The sequence below is a fragment of the Aminobacter sp. NyZ550 genome (assembly GCF_025628925.2).
Classification (GTDB): domain Bacteria; phylum Pseudomonadota; class Alphaproteobacteria; order Rhizobiales; family Rhizobiaceae; genus Aminobacter; species Aminobacter ciceronei.
Genome location: NZ_CP114191.1, coordinates 291,868 through 307,174, shown reverse-complemented (window position 1 = coordinate 307,174; position 15,307 = coordinate 291,868). Strand labels below are relative to the sequence as shown.

The window sequence follows — 15,307 nt, the reverse complement described above, 5'->3', positions numbered from 1 at the left end:
GGCTGCGATGGCAGGCCCTAGCTCAAATGCTCGGCGATCTGGCTGACGGCTGCAACGATCAGCTGGGCATGCAAGGAGCGTGCATCGGCGGTCGCACGTGCGGCGGGGGTCGAGATGATGATCGCGGCGATCGGGCGCCGGTCCGGCCCGCTGATTGCTGCACCCGTTGCAACCACGCCGGCGCACCACGACGCCGTGGTAGCGTAGCCGCGCGATGCGATGTCGCGCAGCTCGACGAGTAGATCACTGAGGGGTAATGCCGCTGACACGGCACTGGCTTGGCTGTCGGCCCTGACGGCTTCGCCATAGACACGTTCGATGTCGGCTTCCGGCATCTGCGCCAGCATCGCCTTGCCGGTGGCGGTGACCAGCACGGGCGCGCGGCCGCCGAGCGGCTCGACATGGCGCGTCGCATGCGGGCTTTTCAGACGTTCGATCAGCACGATTTCACATTCGTCCAGCACCGCCAGATGGATGGTTTCGCCAGTCTCGCGGCGAAGCTTTTCCATCACCGGCAAGGCTGCCTCGCGCAGGCCGAAATGGTTGCCTGCCTTGCGGGCGAGGTGGCAGGCCCGGAACGTCAGCTCCCAGCGTGTCCTTTCGCCGGTGGCAGCCTGATCAACGTTGCCTCATGCAACGTTTCAAGCGCGCGGGACAAGTTGCTAAATTCGCTTGTACTTTCTTTCCGGCATGAAGGCCGATCTCAACTATTCCGAGCTTTTTCGTCTGTGGCGAGCTGAGCCGCCTTCTCGAAGTTGGCTTCCTCCATGTCGAGGCTGTAAGCGCGGCACTGGCGACGACCGCGCACCTGCTCGACAAGGCCGCGCGCCAGGTGCTGGGCATGTCGGTCAAGGACGTGGTGCTGGAGCGGCGTTTGCTCGAAGCCAAGCGGCTTTTGATGTTCACCATTCGGCCGGTCGAGGACATCGCCTACGATACCGGCTTCGGCGATCCGGCTTATTTTTCGCGCTTCTTCCGTCGTCGCTGCGGCGAAGCGCCTTCAACCTGGCGCAGACGCCAGATCGAGGCGCAGTAGAGATGCCGGGGTGGAAAACCGGGCGAAATCGACGAGGTACTGCTACACCTGCCCTCATTCCTGCGGGGTCGTGCATCCCTTATGATCGTCGAGAACTCCATTTCTCGACCGTTGAGGCAGCGACTGTCTCACTGCCGCCGCACCGCAGCCCAACTAAACTTTCTCTGCAAAAGCCTTCTCGACGACGTAATCGCCAGGTGTCGAGCCGTTACCCTCGCTCATACCGAGCCCTTCGAGGATCTCGCGCATGTCAGCGATAAAAGCCGGGCTGCCGCAAAGCATTGCTCGGTCATCTTCTGCTGAAATCTCCGGCAGGCCGATGTCTGAAACAAGTGTGTTTGCACGGACGAGGTCAGTGATCCGGCCGCGGTTGCGGAAAGGTTCCCGCGTGACGGTGGGGTAGTAGATCAGCTTTTCCGACAGCAATTCGCCGAAATATTCGTTGGCCGGCAATTCCTCGGTGATCTGCTGTTTGTAGGCCAGTTCGTCTGTTTGCCGGCAACCATGCACCAGCACGACATGCTCATAGCGCACAAAGGTTTCGGGGTCGCGGATGAGGCTCATGAAAGGAGCCAGCCCTGTGCCTGTACCGAACAGGTAGAGATTGCGGCCTGGCGTGAGATTGGCAAGCAACAGCGTACCTGTCGCCTTGCGGCCGACCACGATGCTGTCGCCAACAGTGAGGTGCTGGAGCCGCGAAGTCAGCGGGCCATTCGGCACCTTGATCGACAGGAACTCGAGCGTCTCGTCATAATTTGGGCTGACCACGCTGTAGGCCCGCAGCAGCGGCTTGCCATCCAGCTCCAGCCCGATCATGGCGAACTGGCCGTTCTCGAAGCGGAACGCCGGATCGCGTGTCGTGGTGAAGGAGAAAAGTGTGTCGGTCCAGTGATGCACGCTCAACACCTGCTGCTGGGTAAGGTTACTCATTCCCCGTGCTCCTCGCTAAGGGTTCAGGTCCGTTCGGACGGTGGAAGTGTGAGTGGGTGACGCCGCTAGACGGCCAGGTGCCGTTGCTTGATGTCAGGGTCGGCGTCAAACTCCTGCCAACTGCCGCGGAAGGCGATGCGGCCGGTGTCCATCACCAGCACCGTGTCGGTTGTCTGCCTGGCAAACCAGATGTTCTGTTCGCACAACAGCAGCGCTGCCTGCTCGGCCTCGCACAGTTCACGCACGCTGATGGCAAGCTGCTCGACGATCGCCGGTGCCAGCCCCTCGGTCGGCTCGTCCAGCAGAAGCAGCCGCGGGCGGCAGGCGATTGCCCTGGCAATCGCCACCATCTGCTGCTGGCCGCCGCTGATCTGGCCGCCGCCGCGTTCGCTGATCGGCTGCAGCATCGGGAAGCGGTCGACGATCTCCTGAGCCGGAATGGGCGTACGGCCGGGGGCGGTCGCATAGGCAGCCATCCTGATGTTCTCGCGCACCGTCAGATGCTGGTAGATACGTCGGTCCTCCGGTACCAGCTGCAGGCCGAGCCGTGCCCGCTTGAACGCCGGCAGGCCCTTGAGCGAGCTGCCCTCCCAGCGGATCTCGCCATCGACGGTAGGGCCGGCATTCATGATCGACTTCAAGAGCGTCGACTTGCCCGCGCCGTTCCGGCCGATCACGGCCACCCGGCCGAGGACGGGAACATCGAGGTCGACGCCGTGCAGGATGTGGCTGCTGCCATAGAAGGCGTTGATGCGGCTTGCCTCAAGCATGATGCGCCTCCTTGCCGAGATAGACGTCGCGCACCACAGGGTCGGCGCGGATATCGTCGATGCTGCCTTCCGCGATCTTGCGACCCTGGTTCATCACCATGATGCGGTCGGCCAGCCCGAAGATGACGCCCATGTCGTGCTCGGTCATGATGACGGTCAGGCCGCTGCCCTTGCCACTGATGCTGCGGATCAGCTCGGTCACGCCAACGCGTTCGCTGGGCGACATGCCTGCGGTAGGTTCGTCGAGCATCAGAACCTTGGGCCGCCCGGCGAGCGTGATGCCAAGTTCCAGTCGCTTCTTGTCGCCATGCGACAGTTGGGCGGCGGCAATCCTTGCCTTGCGCTCCAGTGACAGCCTGGCCAGGATTTCACCGGCCTCGTCCACGGTCGCGCGCGACGGCTTGACCTGATACCAGGGGGTGTCCCGCTGTCCCATGTTCTTGGCGCGCGCCTCGATGGCAACGACGATGTTCTCCTCAGCAGTCATTTCCTTGAAGATGCGCGCCATCTGGAAGGTGCGGCCCATGCCCGCGCGTGTGCGGCGGTATGCCGGTTCCTTCGTTACATCCTTGCCGAGGAACTCGACGGTGCCCGCCTCGCAGCCGACTTCGCCGGTCATGACCTTGAACAGCGTCGTCTTGCCGGCGCCATTGGGGCCGATGATGGCGAAGGTCTCGCCTTCCAGAATCTCCGCCTCGATGCCGTGCAGTACCTTGAGCGCGCCGTAACTCTTGTCGACGGAATGCAGCCGGATCATAACGCCTACTCCTTCACCGGCCGGAGGGTCGCCGCTGTGGCCTTCGCCTCGGCCCGATATGGATCAGCAAGACGGGCGACCAGCGCGTTCCAGGCACCGGCCACGCCAGTGGGAAACAGCAGTACGACACCAAGCAGGATGCCGCCGGTGATGATCTCCTGGATACCGACCAGGGTGCGCGTCGAGAACTCGATTGCGGAGAACAGGAAGGCACCGATCATCGGCCCCCAGAAGGACGAAGCACCGCCAAGAAGGGTGAACAGTATCGGTTGCGTCGAGCGCATCATGTTGCCGATGTCAGGCGTGACGATCTGGGCCCAGGGCGCGAAGAGCGAGCCCGCACAGGCGGCAATCGCACCCGAAATGGTGAATGCGACCAGGCGGTAGCGATGGGTGTCGACGCCCATGAACGCGGCGCGTTCGGTGTCCAGCCGGATCGTGCGCAACGTGCGACCGAAGCGGCCGTGGGCGATCCACCAGCACAGGGCCACCAGAAGAGCGCAGGCAATGCACAGGAACCAGTAATAGTGGTTGCCTTGAGCGAGATCGACGGTGGCGACGCCGATGGATGCCTTCGGCCGGACAATGCTTGGGATGCCGTCCTCCGCACCCAGCCAATGGATCTTGGCGAGCGTGATGCGCAGCAATTCGGCCAGCGCCAGCGTGAGGATGGCCAGGAAGATGCCGGTCGACCGCCTGAGCGCCACGACACCGATGACAAAGGCCACCGCTCCGCCAACGACCGTCGACAGGGCGATCAGCAGCAGGAACTGCCCTTCATTCCCGCCGCGCAGTGTCACTGCCATCGTATAGGCGCCGATGGAAAACAGCCCACCGCTGCCGAAGCTGGCCAGGCCGGCATAACCGAACAGCAGGTTCCAGGAGAGTGCGAAGACGGCGACAACCATCGTCGTGCCGGCGAGGAACACAAGCCCGGAATTGGCCCAGATGGGCAGCAGGACAAGCGCTGCCGCAAGGACCGCGAGCAGAGCGCCCGAAATGGTGCGGTTCATAGCCGGCTCTCCCCGAGTATGCCGTTCGGCCACATCAGCAGGAAGGCGACCATGCCGACATAGACGGCAACGCCCGGATAGGCCGGCAGGAACATTGTGTTGAGGCCGTCGATCAGGCCAAGCAGGATGGCGGCGATAAAGGCGCCGCGGACATTGCCCAGCCCGCCGATGACAACGGTGATGAAGGCGAGCAGCAGGAAGGTGTCGCCGAGTGCCGGCGACAGCGTCTGGTTGGGCAGCAACAGTCCGCCGGCAAGCCCGGCAAGCGCAAAGCTGCCGCCAACCGCCGCCATGATGCCCGCCGGAACGTTGATGCCCAGCAATTCTGCCATCCAGCCGTCACGGGCGATCGCAGTGATCATCTTGCCGGCCCAGGCCCGATGGATGACGAAGTCGAGTACCAGGAAAACGACGATGCCGGAGCCGATGATGAACAACGAGAAGGACGGCACGAACAGGCCGAAGATATCGACTCCGGTATCGATGCCTGGAGGCGGGTCGACCGACAGGAACTCGAGCCCCCAGACAAGCTTCACGAAGCCCACACAGACAAGCATCACCGCGAAGGTGGCGATCAGCATGTAGTGTTCGTCGACATGCTGAATGCGCCGGAGGACGAAACGCTGGACAACGATCCCGAGGACGCCCACCACCAGCGCCGCAACCACGGCCGCGGCAACCAGCGCCAGGACCGAACGCGGCGCCGATCCGACGAGCGAGCTCGCGACATAGGCGCCGATCATGAAGAAGGCGCCATGGGCGAAGTTGAGGATGCGCATGATCCCGAAGACGAGGGTCAGACCCGCGGCGACGAGGAACACGGCCATCCCGGTCGTGAGACCGTTGACCAGCGTGAACATCGTACTTTCCGCCTCTAGTTGAGCTTGGAGCCAGGGGTTGCCTTCTCCAGGAACTCCGCGCCCGGAAGCTGCGCCGTCTCGAACACGCTCCAGCCATTGGCGTTCTTGTCGTCTCGGCCGAAGCGGATGTAGGTCAGGTCGCCGGCAAAGCCGTGGTCTTCCTTGCGGAACTGGATCTTGCCCAGCGCCCCTTGCGGCGTCTCCGTCTCGATGGTCGGGATCAGCTTGGCCGCGTCGAGCGAACCCGCCTTGGCGACGGCATTGGCGATCGTCAGGATGCTGTCGTGCGAAACGCCGATGTACCAGTTCGGATATTCATCGCCGCGCAATTTGATGTAGGCCTTGTGGACCTCGTCGCTGACCGGGTTGCCCTTGTTGGCAGCCGGGTACCAGCCGGTCCAGCTCCACAGCGACGCAGGCGTGTTGGCGCCCATGGCTTTGGCGATGGCGAACTCGTTGGCACTGTCGCACAGCACCTTGAACTTCTCGTCGAGACCGAAGGTGCGGGCCTGCTTGTAGTAGCTGATGGCGTCGGCGCCCTGCAGGACGTTGAACAGCCCCGGCGCGCCCGACCCGATGATGTTGGAAATCTGGTTGCGGAAGTCGGCGCCGCCATAGGGCACCAGCACCGGGTCGAGCACCTCGACCTTGCGACCGGCTTTTTCGGTTTCTGCCTTCAGCCCCTTGGTGAAGGCGTTGGTGATGTCGGCAAGCGCGGTGACGTCGGAGCGCAGCGTCGCCCACTTCTCGATCTCCGGGTGCTTCTGGGCCATCAGGGTGCCATAGCCGCCGAAGCACATCGGCGACGAAAACCCGAGGCGGAAGGCGCGCGGATTGAAGGCTTCATGGGTCAGTGCAAGCGCCGATGCCCCCACCATCACCATGGTGACATCAGCTTCCTCGAGCAGCGGCAAGGTGCCGAGCAGGTTGGCGGTGAAGGTGCCCTGGGCGAACAGCTTGATGCCGTTGCCGGTCAGTTCGCGGAAAGCAGTGACGGCACCTTCGGGCGAGTTCTTGTCGTCGCGCACCACCAGCTCGATCTTCGCGCCATTGACGCCGCCGGCAGCATTGAGGCGCTCGACCGCAATCTCGCAACCATCCTTGATATAGTTGCCGTAGAGCTGGCCCGGGCCGCTCAACGTGGTGATCAGGCCTAGGCGTACAGCTTCTCCCTGCTGCGCGCGCAAGATGCCAGGCATAGCCAGCGCGCAGACGCCCGCTGCCGAGGTCGTCAGAAAATGTCTTCTGTTCAATCGCATGTCTTCCTCCCAAAAGACCGGGGCTTCCTCCTCCCCGGATGAATGCGGTCAGTGGATCTGCAGAACCAACTCCCTCACGCGCGAGCGCATGATCTGTCCGGTGGCCGGCGTCTTTGGCAGTTCGTCGACAGCCACGATGCGGCGCGGATGCTTGAAGGTCGCCAGCGACTGGCCGAGATGGCTGCGCACGGCTTCCAGGCTCGGGCATTCGCCCGGGCGGTCGAGTACGACGGCAGCACAGACCAGTTCGCCCCATACGGGGTCCGGCAAACCAACAACGGCAACCGAACGGATGCCCGGGCAGCCGGCGAGCGCGAGCTCCACCTCGGCAGGTGCAACCGTCTCGCCACCCGAGCGGATGACCTCGCGGCGGCGACCCGTGATGGTCAGGAAGCCTTCGTCATCCGTCTCGGCGACATCGCCGCTGCGATACCAGCCGTCGACGAACACCTCGGCAGTCTGATCGGGCAATTCGAAATAGCCGTCCATCATGCTGAGTGAGCGCAATTGCAACTCGCCATCGACAATGCGCGTCTCGTTGCCAGGCAGGGGCAGGCCTACACTGCCGGGCTTGCGGTCGATCTCGGAATCGTTGAGGCCAAGTGCCGCGCCGAACTCGGTGGAGCCGTACATGGCAGCGCGATAGGCGCGCGGAAAGCGGGCACGGATGCGGTCCATCAGCACCGGATCGAAGCGCGAGGTGCCTGACGCCGCCGAGCGCACCACCGTAGCGTCGAAAGCGACGTTGGAGGCGAGCAGCCGCTCCCAGACAGCAGGGATGCAGTAGAGAAAAGCCGGTTTCCAGCGGTCTATGGCGCGGGCAAGCATGTCGCCTTCGGGGCGGCTGACGAAGTGCACAGCCCGCCGATGCGCCCAGTTCTCCATCAGGTAGTTCCAGCCGGCCCAATGGAACATCGGGAACGTCATCAGTTCGCCACGGCCACCGGACGTGACGAAACGCGAAGCGCCGAGATAGGAGCGCAGCCAACTTGCCTTATGTGACAGCACTACGCCCTTCGGCCGGCCCGTGCTGCCGCTGGTCAGGAAGATCGCATGGGTGTCCTCTTCCTCGACGCCGAGGTCGGGAAGTCCGTCGCAACTGGCCCCGCTGGTCAGAGCATCAAGGTTTACGCCCACAGTTGCCGCGGCGCCGGCACCGAGGATCGCCACCGGAATATCGGCGCAGGCCGAGGAGAAGCGATGGCCGTCCTGCCGCGACGGATCGAGCACAAGAAGGTCCGGCCGGATATAGTCGGCGATCGGCAGCAGCTCGTCTCGCGACAGCGCCGGGTTCAGCGGCACGAAGGCGGCTCCCAGTCGCTGGCTGGCGAAGTAAAAAGCCAGATGGTCGAGCGTCATTTCGGCCTGAAACAGAATGCGGCTGCCACGCTTGATGCCGAGGGATTGGAGGACCCTTGCCATCGCATTGGCAGCGCCATCGACCTCGGCGAACGTGACAGTGTGTTCATCGAGCGACGCTGCGAGCGCATTCGGCGTCGAGCTGACAGCAAGATCGAGTATGCGATGGACGTGCCGTTGCATCATGCCTGTTCCGTAGCCGCAATGTCCTTGATCTCGCCCAGCGGGTAGGTCTTGCCGAGCGACTCCATCATGTAGTCCGCGCCACCAGATGCCGGCACGAACCAGCCGGTCGGGCACATGGTCAGGATCTCGACGAGGCTGAGCCCCTTCTTTTCCATCTGTCGCTGGAAGCCCTTGCGGATCAGTCGCCGCGTCGCCGCGATCGAGGCGGCGTTGTGCACCGAGCCGCGCGCCACGAAGGCCGATCCCGGCATCGCCGCCACCATGTCGCCGATGACGATGGGATAGCCGTGATAGGCGGCATCGCGGCCTTCAAGCGTGTTCTTGGTGCGCTGGCCGATGACGGAGGACGCCGTCATCTGGCCGCCGGTGTCGCCGAACACGCCGTTGTTCAGCAGGATGCAGGTGATGTTTTCACCGCGTGCCGTCGCATGCAGTATTTCGGCTAGACCCTCGCTGGTCATGTCGCCATCGCCTTGCAGCGTCCATACGGCGACCTCCGGACGCATGCGCTTGAGGCCGGTCGCAACCGCGGGTGCGCGTCCGTGCAGGCAAAGCGTGGAGTCGACATCCATCGTCATGATGAAGGAGCCGTAACAACCATGGCCGATGATCGATACGTTCTTTTGAGCTAGGCCGAGTTCCTCGATGACCTCGAGCACTAGGCGGATGGCCACCGGCTCGCCGCAGCCTGGACAGAGATGATGTTCCTCGGTCTGCAGCAGCGTCGGCTTGAACGAAGCCACTTTGTTGCTGGGCGCCTCGGGCGGGCGCGTGGTCATGACGATGCTCATTTGCTGGCTCCATGGATGGCTAGCTCGATGCGCTCGCGGATCACGGTCGCATCCATGAGGGGGCCGAGGTTCAGGCCGGACTCATCGAAGCTGACGCCGCCGATAGCCTTGACCAGCTTGCGGTCGTGCACGTTGAGCCTGACGTCATCGATCATCTGGCCGGCATTGAGCTCGAACACCAGCACGCGCTTGCAGCCCTGCGACGCCCGCTCGAGCGCTTCTCCCGGATAGGGCCACAGTGTAACAGGGCGGAAGTAGCCCACCTTGTGGCCGTCGGCGCGCATCTCGCGCACCACATGCTCGACGAACTTGCCGCCAGAGCCGAAGGCGACGACGAGCGTTTCGGCGTCGTCCGTGAAGCCCTCTTCATAGCGCGCCTCGACTTCGGCGATGGCGTCGAACTTGGCGGCGATGCGCTCCCAGTGCTTGCTCGGGCCGGGACCGGGGTCGTTGGTCTTGCCACAACCGAAGGTCCAGATCTGGCGCGACTTGCCGGTGCCACCCGAAGTGCCGTCGAGCTGCCAGTCCTTGGGCGGCAGCGGCTCGAGGTCAAGCTGCGGCAGCGTCGTTCCCATCTGGGTGCGGGCGAGCAGATTGTCGCCCATGAAGATGACAGGCACGCGGTACTTGTCGGAGAGGTGGAAGGCGAGTTGTGCGTGCTCGACCGCCTCATGCAGATCTTTTGGCGCCAGCGTGATGGTGCGGTAGTCACCCCAACCGCCGCCGCGTGTCGCCTGGAAATAATCCTGCTGGTTGCGGGCCATGTTGAAGATGACGATCGGCGTCTCGTTGAGCGCGGCCTCCGCGATCGCCTCCTGCATCAGCGCCAGGCCCTGGCCGCAGGAGCCGCTGGCGGCGCGAAAACCACCGGCTGCAGCACCCAGCGCCATGTTGATGCCTTCTATCTCCGTCGCCGCATTGATGCAGACCCCTTCATGGTGCGGCAGTTTCTCGGCCATGTATTCGAGCAGCTCGGTCGCCGGCGACATCGGATAGCCAGCATAAAAGCGCAGGCCAGCCTGGATCGCCGCCTCGACGATCGCCTCGCTTCCATCCATCAGGCGCATCGTCATCACTGCATCCTTTCGGCGTCGGAGCCCGAAACGATCGGCTCGTGGTACTTGTAGACTTCGAAGACAAAATCGGGGCACACCTGCTGACAGGCGGTGCAGCCGGTGCAGCCGGGAGCAAGTTCGGGATAGAGATAGCCGGTGGCGTTACCTGTCCTGGACATGGTCAGGACCCTCGGCGGACAGGCAACGATACAGAGTTCGCAACCTTTGCAGCGGTCGGCATCGATGACGAGCGTGCCGCGCGTGACCTGTCTCATGCGACCTCCCGTGCGTCGAGGTCGACGGCGAAGGCCATCGGCGTGACTGAAGCTGCACCAGCACGTATCGCCCGCTCGTTGGCTTCGATGTGCTGGCGGCGATAGGATGGGATCTGTTCGGCCATCGCAGCCACAGCGCTGTCGATTTTCACGGCCCCGGTGAGCGCCGCGAAGGCGCCGAGCATCACCATGCCAGCGGCCATGCGGCTTCCCAGCTCGGTGGCGATCGCCGTGGCAGGCAGCTTCACAAGCCTGTGCTTTTCCATATCGGGCAGGTCGGCCGCGATGGTCTCTTCGGCCAGCACGAACGAACCCGGCCGCAGACGCGAACCGACACGCTCCCAGAACAGATGCGACATCGCGATGGCTGAGCCGGCATGCGGAAGGATAGGCAGCGCCTTCAAGGGCTTCGCGCCGATGACGACGGTGCCGATCGAGCTGCCGCCGCGCATGTGGCCGCCATACTCGCCGGCGAGCATCACATGCCGGCTATCCTTGATGGCGGCGAGCGCCAGCGACTTGCCGATGAGCTGGATGCCCTGCCCGCCAATGCCGGAAATGAAAAGATCGAGTTCCAAGTAACCCCTCCCGGTTGCTCGTGACCCTAGAGCTACGCACTTCCGGTTCAGGGTGCAAGACTTTTTTCTCCTTGAACATGAAATTTCATGTTGAAGTACGAAAAATGTTCGCTAGCTTCCCGCCACGGCTTTGGAGAGACGAAAAATGACTTATGTGGTGACCGACGCCTGCGTGCGGTGCAAATTCACCGACTGCGTGGCTGTGTGCCCGGTGGACTGCTTCCACGAAGGCGAAAACATGCTGGTGATCGACCCTGAGGTTTGCATCGACTGCGGCGTGTGCGAGCCGGAATGCCCGGCCGATGCGATCCTCGCCGATACCGACCCGCTGGCAGCGAAGTGGCTGGCCGTGAACAGGCAATATTCAGCGCATTGGCCTGTCATCTCGGCCCAACTGCCGCCGCCTCAGGATGCGCATGCCTTCAAAGGGCTCGATGGCAAGTTCGAAACCCATTTCTCCCCAGAGGCCGCTGCACGTTGACAGCAGTGCCTAACGCGGCGCGATGCCATCGAACAGGATATCGAGGATCTGCACGGCGAGCTCGGTCGGCGTGAGCCCCCCCGGCCGGTACCATTCGCGGGTCCAGATCAGTGTTCCCTGCAGCACCTGGTTGGCGAGCGACACATTGATGCCTGGCCTGAGTTCGCCTGCCTCGGAAGCGGCCGCCATCAGGTCGCGCCAGATCCTGTTGGTCTCGTTCAACAGCCCGAAATGCCGCTCGCGCACATCCTCTGGAACCTGATTGATGACATTGCCATGCGCAGCGATGTAGTCGAGCTTCTGCAGCGTCGTGTTGAGATAGGTGATCGCCGCTGCCTCGATGCGCGCGCGATAGCACGTTTCCGGCGGCAGTTGCTGCAGCGTGGCCAGGAGCCTCATATGCAGCTCCCGGGTCAGGCTGTTGATCATTTCCTCGACCAGCACGTCCTTTGTCGGGAAGTGATAACGCAGCGCCGTCACATGAAGATCGATCGCGTCGGAAATTTCACTGAGCTTGGTGAGCTGATAACCCTTCTGGGCAAACACCTTGGCGGCAGCGTCGAGGATCTTTTCCTGCACGCCTTCGGTCTTGCGGCTCGGTTTGCGGCCCGAAGCCCTGCGCGCAGTCCGATTGATTTCGCGAACAGCCCCATCGGCTTCAAGTGTCGCCAGCTCTTCCGGTTCTTTGGTGGTCATTTTCCGCATGTCCGAATTTGCCAGCTCGCCTGTTCCACTGTTGTTGTTTCCACACATTCGCAAGGCGCCTCCGTGCCATCACACCACAGCTTTCCCATCCATGGCTGGCCATCGCGCAACCTCGGCAATTGCCAAAGGCAGGCGATGGAATATGGCTTCGTCGGGCATGCACACCCGCCCCAGCATGGCGATGCCAAGGGATCATGCAAGGAAATTTTCTCCTTGAGCATGAAATTATTGCAGATAAGTTCGCGGGCGAGAACGCGGGGAGGGTATCAGATGTTCGAGCTCGATCTCAGAGGGCGCCATGTCGTCATCGCCGGCGGCAGCAGGGGGCTTGGCCTCCATGTCGCGCTTGCATTCGCCGAGGCTGGGGCCTCGGTGTCGATCTGCGCCCGCGGCAAAGGCGACCTTGACGATGCCCGAGAGAGGATCGCAATGCACGGTGTCGTCGCCCACGCGGCCTTTTGTGACCTCGCCGAGCACGCCTCGATCAAGGCGTATGTCGAGGAAGCCGCTGCCAGGCTTGGCGGCATCGACATCCTGGTCAACAACGCCACCGGCAAGGCCAGTTCCGACACCGAACAGGACTGGGCCGCAAGCCTCAGTGTCGACGTACTCGCCACTGTTCGTGCATCATCGGCCGCGCAACCCTACCTGGAAAACGGGACCAACCCGGCGATCGTCAACATCTCCTCGCGCACTGCTTTCGCACCCGCCCCGACGACACCGGCCTATGGGGCGGCAAAGGCGGCGATCATGCATTTCACCCGGTCGCAGGCCGCAGCCCTTGCCGGCAAGGGCATTCGCGTCAACTGCGTTGCCCCGGGCTCCCTGGAATTTCCTGGCGGATGGTGGGACAAATGCCGGGTTCAGAACCCGGCCCTCTACGACAGGACGCTGACGAGTTTTCCCTTTGGCCGCTTCGGCACGCCCGGAGACATCGCAAACGTAGTCCTGTTCCTCGCCTCGCCATTGAGCGGGTGGATCACCGGCCAGACCCTGCTCGCCGACGGCGGCCAGACACTGCAATAAGAGCTCGTGCCTGCATCGAATGAGCTGTCAGAACCCTGACGTCGATTTCTCGATCAGCTTCAGCTTGCCGTTTTCGATGCGAAAGAAGGGCATTGCCCGTTCGCCGGCGCCGTCGTCGCGGAAGCGGAAGATGCCGGTCGATCCACGGAAGCCGGTCGGGTTTTCGATCACCTTCTTGGTGAAGCCCTTCGGACCCATGGCGCTGGCAATGCCGGCGGCCAAGGCAACCGTGTCGTAGCCATAGGCGACGTTGATGTCAGGTTCGTAATTGTAGGTCTTGCGGAAGCGGTCGGCGATCGGCCCGATCTCGGCCGCGTCGAGGGTGGCGATGTAGGCGTCCTGCAGTGCCGGGTCGCTTATGCCGTGCTCGAGCCAGCGAGTGGAGCCGACCAGCGAAACGTTCTTGCCGAGCACGCCCTTGGCCTTCAGCGCCGAGACAAGAGGCGCCGGATTGGCGCTGCCGCTGGCGATGACGATGGCCTGTGGATCGTCGACAAGTGCCATCATGTCTGCAACTGCCTTGTCCGAACCGCCACCGGCTGGACCGAAAGGCAGCGCCACCGCCAGTGACGCACCATAGATGCTGAGACTGTTCGCAACGCGTTTTTCGGTAACCTTGCCGGCATCGCCTTCAGCCATGAACAGCACGAACTTGCGCGCGCCCTTGGCGGCAATGGCCGCAGCACCAGCCGCGGCGCTGTCGGCCTCGTTGAGCCGTACCGAATAGACGCCCGGTGCGCCGGCGTAGTTGTCGGCGAGCGCCAGCACGAGTGGCCTGTTGGCGCCTGATACGGCTGCCAGCTGGCGCACCGCGCCTTGCTCGGAAGGACCGATGACCAGCTTGGCACCCGAAGCAAGCGCCCCCGTCGTCAAGGTCCGAGCACGCGTTTCGTCGCCACCGGTATCCTCGATGTTCAAGGTCAATAGGTCATTGCCGAGGTCGGCCATGGCCAGCGCAGCGGCGTCGCGCATCTTGCGGCCGCGGTCGCCGGCGGTCCCGCCTGCCGACAAGGGCAGCAGCATCGACACCTTGATCGGCCCCTTGCCCAGGCTTTCGCCCGATCTTGCAGGTCCTGATTTTGCAACTGAAGTATTTTGCGGGCCGATCTGGCCGTCCAACGCGGAGCCGAGGACGTCTTCGGTGCTGGTGTCGGATTGGCATGCGCCAAGGCCGAGCGGCAGCGCCAAGGCGAGCGCCAGCAATGCGGCACGCCCCAGCCGTTCAGGTTCCCTCATCATTCCTCCCCAGGAGCGCAAACTCGCACTCCGACCATCAACCTGCTTATCGCGTGGGGGAATGTCCACGTCATTTTGCGAGGGACCGTTGAACAGACCAGCAATTGTTCCGCCACCTGTTGCAAAATTGACCGGTCAGTTGGCCGGGTGGACAAGCGTCCGATCACCGTGGCCGTGTTGGGCACAAACTGACACTCCTGCAGTCGTCCGAGGTGTGCCATTGGTGTTGGCCACCGAACAACTTGGCGCGGAGGCTACGGATATGGCGCGCCTGCGCTGCCGGTCGGTACTCGACGCAGCGCATGTAGCGTGGGCCCGGCACGAAGGACCGCCTGACGCAGACACCTTTGGGTGCTGCCGAACCTCTGGCATTGACCTCGCCCAACCCAGCCACGGCCGCGAAACCAAATGTCGCCTCCGGCACCGTGCCGGTGACCTTGAAGCCGTCGCGCTCAAGGATCGCCCGGGCCCTGAGGCAATAGCGCACTGAAAGGGCCGAAAACCGCGTCTCGGCATGGCCGGCGCGGTACTTCATCACAGTCGTGCAGAGATCGCCTTCTGCCAGCTGGAATGCGCCGGCGAGGTAGCGCACGCCAAGGGCTATGTTGGTCCGGGGTTCGGCGAGCTCGTCGAGCGTGCCACGAAACCCCATCAGGCGGGCGGTCGCCGGCATGACCTGCATGAGCCCTACCTCGCCATCGCCGCCGCGCGCCTCGGGATCGTAAAAGCTCTCGATCTCCATCACCGCAAGAGCGAACTCTTCCGGCAATTCCTTGGCGCGGGCCTCGCAGGCGGCGAGGGCACGGAACGCTTCCCTGTCTGCCTCGTTGCCGGGCCCATCACAGGCCGCGGCGCGCGCGTGGACTACCCTTTCAGCTTGTGGCCGTACCTGCTCCGGAACCGCAGCCGAGGCCGCAGCCGAAAACGTCAGGCTGGCGGCCAGGAGTGCCGGGGCGACATGCTTTGTCATCATGCGGAGCCGGGGCTCAT

At 63.4% G+C, this 15,307-nt stretch carries 17 protein-coding genes and 2 pseudogenes; 3 read left to right on the top strand and 16 right to left on the bottom strand.

The annotated features are described in order from the left end of the window. Positions 1–17: 17 nt before the first annotated feature. Positions 18–509 (bottom strand): IclR family transcriptional regulator, encoded by a 492-nt coding sequence (locus N7E70_RS28685; protein ID WP_263008307.1) that lies wholly within the window; start codon positions 507–509, stop codon positions 18–20. A gap of 281 nt (positions 510–790) precedes the next feature. On the opposite strand from N7E70_RS28685, the pseudogene N7E70_RS28680 reads away from it, so the two are divergent. Further along, positions 791–1,036 (top strand): annotated as a pseudogene (locus N7E70_RS28680) (helix-turn-helix domain-containing protein); the annotation flags it as partial. Between the two features lie 153 nt (positions 1,037–1,189). On the opposite strand, the gene N7E70_RS28675 reads toward N7E70_RS28680, so the two are convergent. The 12 genes and pseudogenes from N7E70_RS28675 to N7E70_RS28625 form a co-directional block, all read right to left on the bottom strand. After that, complete coding sequence (locus N7E70_RS28675) at positions 1,190–1,966, bottom strand: ferredoxin--NADP reductase (RefSeq protein WP_263008306.1); 777 nt, start codon at positions 1,964–1,966, stop codon at positions 1,190–1,192. 65 nt (positions 1,967–2,031) lie between these two features. Further along, entirely contained in the window at positions 2,032–2,736 is a 705-nt protein-coding gene (locus N7E70_RS28670; protein WP_263008305.1) for an ABC transporter ATP-binding protein, read from the bottom strand. Continuing rightward, positions 2,729–3,493: an ABC transporter ATP-binding protein gene (locus N7E70_RS28665; protein ID WP_263008304.1), complete on the bottom strand. Its 765-nt coding sequence runs from the start codon at positions 3,491–3,493 to the stop codon at positions 2,729–2,731. Before N7E70_RS28665 ends, N7E70_RS28670 begins: the two co-directional genes overlap by 8 nt. A 5-nt stretch (positions 3,494–3,498) precedes the next feature. Then, a complete protein-coding gene (locus N7E70_RS28660; protein WP_263008303.1) occupies positions 3,499–4,506 on the bottom strand; it encodes a branched-chain amino acid ABC transporter permease in 1,008 nt (335 codons plus the stop codon). After that, a complete protein-coding gene (locus tag N7E70_RS28655; protein WP_067968139.1) occupies positions 4,503–5,366 on the bottom strand; it encodes a branched-chain amino acid ABC transporter permease in 864 nt (287 codons plus the stop codon). Before N7E70_RS28655 ends, N7E70_RS28660 begins: the two co-directional genes overlap by 4 nt. Positions 5,367–5,380: 14 nt before the next feature. Then, positions 5,381–6,619 carry an ABC transporter substrate-binding protein gene (locus N7E70_RS28650; RefSeq protein WP_263008302.1) on the bottom strand — a complete coding sequence of 413 codons (1,239 nt, stop codon included), beginning with the start codon at positions 6,617–6,619 and terminating at the stop codon, positions 5,381–5,383. 54 nt (positions 6,620–6,673) lie between these two features. Next, positions 6,674–8,170, bottom strand: a complete 1,497-nt coding sequence (locus N7E70_RS28645; RefSeq protein WP_263008301.1) for a class I adenylate-forming enzyme family protein — start codon at positions 8,168–8,170, stop codon at positions 6,674–6,676. Further along, on the bottom strand, positions 8,167–8,961 hold the full coding sequence (locus N7E70_RS28640; protein ID WP_067968149.1) for a thiamine pyrophosphate-dependent enzyme: 795 nt from the start codon (positions 8,959–8,961) through the stop codon (positions 8,167–8,169). The genes N7E70_RS28645 and N7E70_RS28640 overlap by 4 nt, the downstream gene beginning before the upstream one ends. Next, complete coding sequence (locus N7E70_RS28635; protein ID WP_263008300.1) at positions 8,958–10,034, bottom strand: thiamine pyrophosphate-binding protein; 1,077 nt, start codon at positions 10,032–10,034, stop codon at positions 8,958–8,960. The genes N7E70_RS28640 and N7E70_RS28635 overlap by 4 nt, the downstream gene beginning before the upstream one ends. Beyond that, positions 10,034–10,225, bottom strand: a complete 192-nt coding sequence (locus tag N7E70_RS28630; protein WP_442866541.1) for a ferredoxin — start codon at positions 10,223–10,225, stop codon at positions 10,034–10,036. The genes N7E70_RS28635 and N7E70_RS28630 overlap by 1 nt, the downstream gene beginning before the upstream one ends. A 3-nt stretch (positions 10,226–10,228) precedes the next feature. Beyond that, positions 10,229–10,291: pseudogene (locus tag N7E70_RS30980) on the bottom strand (ferredoxin); the annotation flags it as partial. Continuing rightward, positions 10,288–10,869: a 2-oxoacid:acceptor oxidoreductase family protein gene (locus tag N7E70_RS28625; RefSeq protein WP_115734031.1), complete on the bottom strand. Its 582-nt coding sequence runs from the start codon at positions 10,867–10,869 to the stop codon at positions 10,288–10,290. The pseudogene N7E70_RS30980 and the gene N7E70_RS28625, both read right to left, overlap by 4 nt. A 145-nt stretch (positions 10,870–11,014) precedes the next feature. On the opposite strand from N7E70_RS28625, the gene fdxA reads away from it, so the two are divergent. Beyond that, a complete protein-coding gene (fdxA, locus tag N7E70_RS28620) occupies positions 11,015–11,350 on the top strand; it encodes a ferredoxin FdxA (RefSeq protein WP_263008299.1) in 336 nt (111 codons plus the stop codon). Positions 11,351–11,359: 9 nt separating this feature from the next. Here the strand turns inward: fdxA and N7E70_RS28615 are convergent, their stop codons facing one another. Continuing rightward, positions 11,360–12,046 (bottom strand): TetR/AcrR family transcriptional regulator, encoded by a 687-nt coding sequence (locus N7E70_RS28615; RefSeq protein WP_263008298.1) that lies wholly within the window; start codon positions 12,044–12,046, stop codon positions 11,360–11,362. Between the two features lie 279 nt (positions 12,047–12,325). On the opposite strand from N7E70_RS28615, the gene N7E70_RS28610 reads away from it, so the two are divergent. Next, positions 12,326–13,081 (top strand): SDR family NAD(P)-dependent oxidoreductase, encoded by a 756-nt coding sequence (locus N7E70_RS28610; RefSeq protein ID WP_263008297.1) that lies wholly within the window; start codon positions 12,326–12,328, stop codon positions 13,079–13,081. Positions 13,082–13,108: 27 nt separating this feature from the next. On the opposite strand, the gene N7E70_RS28605 is transcribed toward N7E70_RS28610, so the two are convergent. Together N7E70_RS28605 and N7E70_RS28600 are read right to left on the bottom strand one after the other, a co-directional pair. Next, positions 13,109–14,320, bottom strand: a complete 1,212-nt coding sequence (locus N7E70_RS28605) for a penicillin-binding protein activator (protein WP_331461952.1) — start codon at positions 14,318–14,320, stop codon at positions 13,109–13,111. A gap of 160 nt (positions 14,321–14,480) precedes the next feature. Beyond that, positions 14,481–15,290 carry a lytic transglycosylase domain-containing protein gene (locus N7E70_RS28600; protein WP_263008296.1) on the bottom strand — a complete coding sequence of 270 codons (810 nt, stop codon included), beginning with the start codon at positions 15,288–15,290 and terminating at the stop codon, positions 14,481–14,483. Positions 15,291–15,307: the final 17 nt, after the last annotated feature.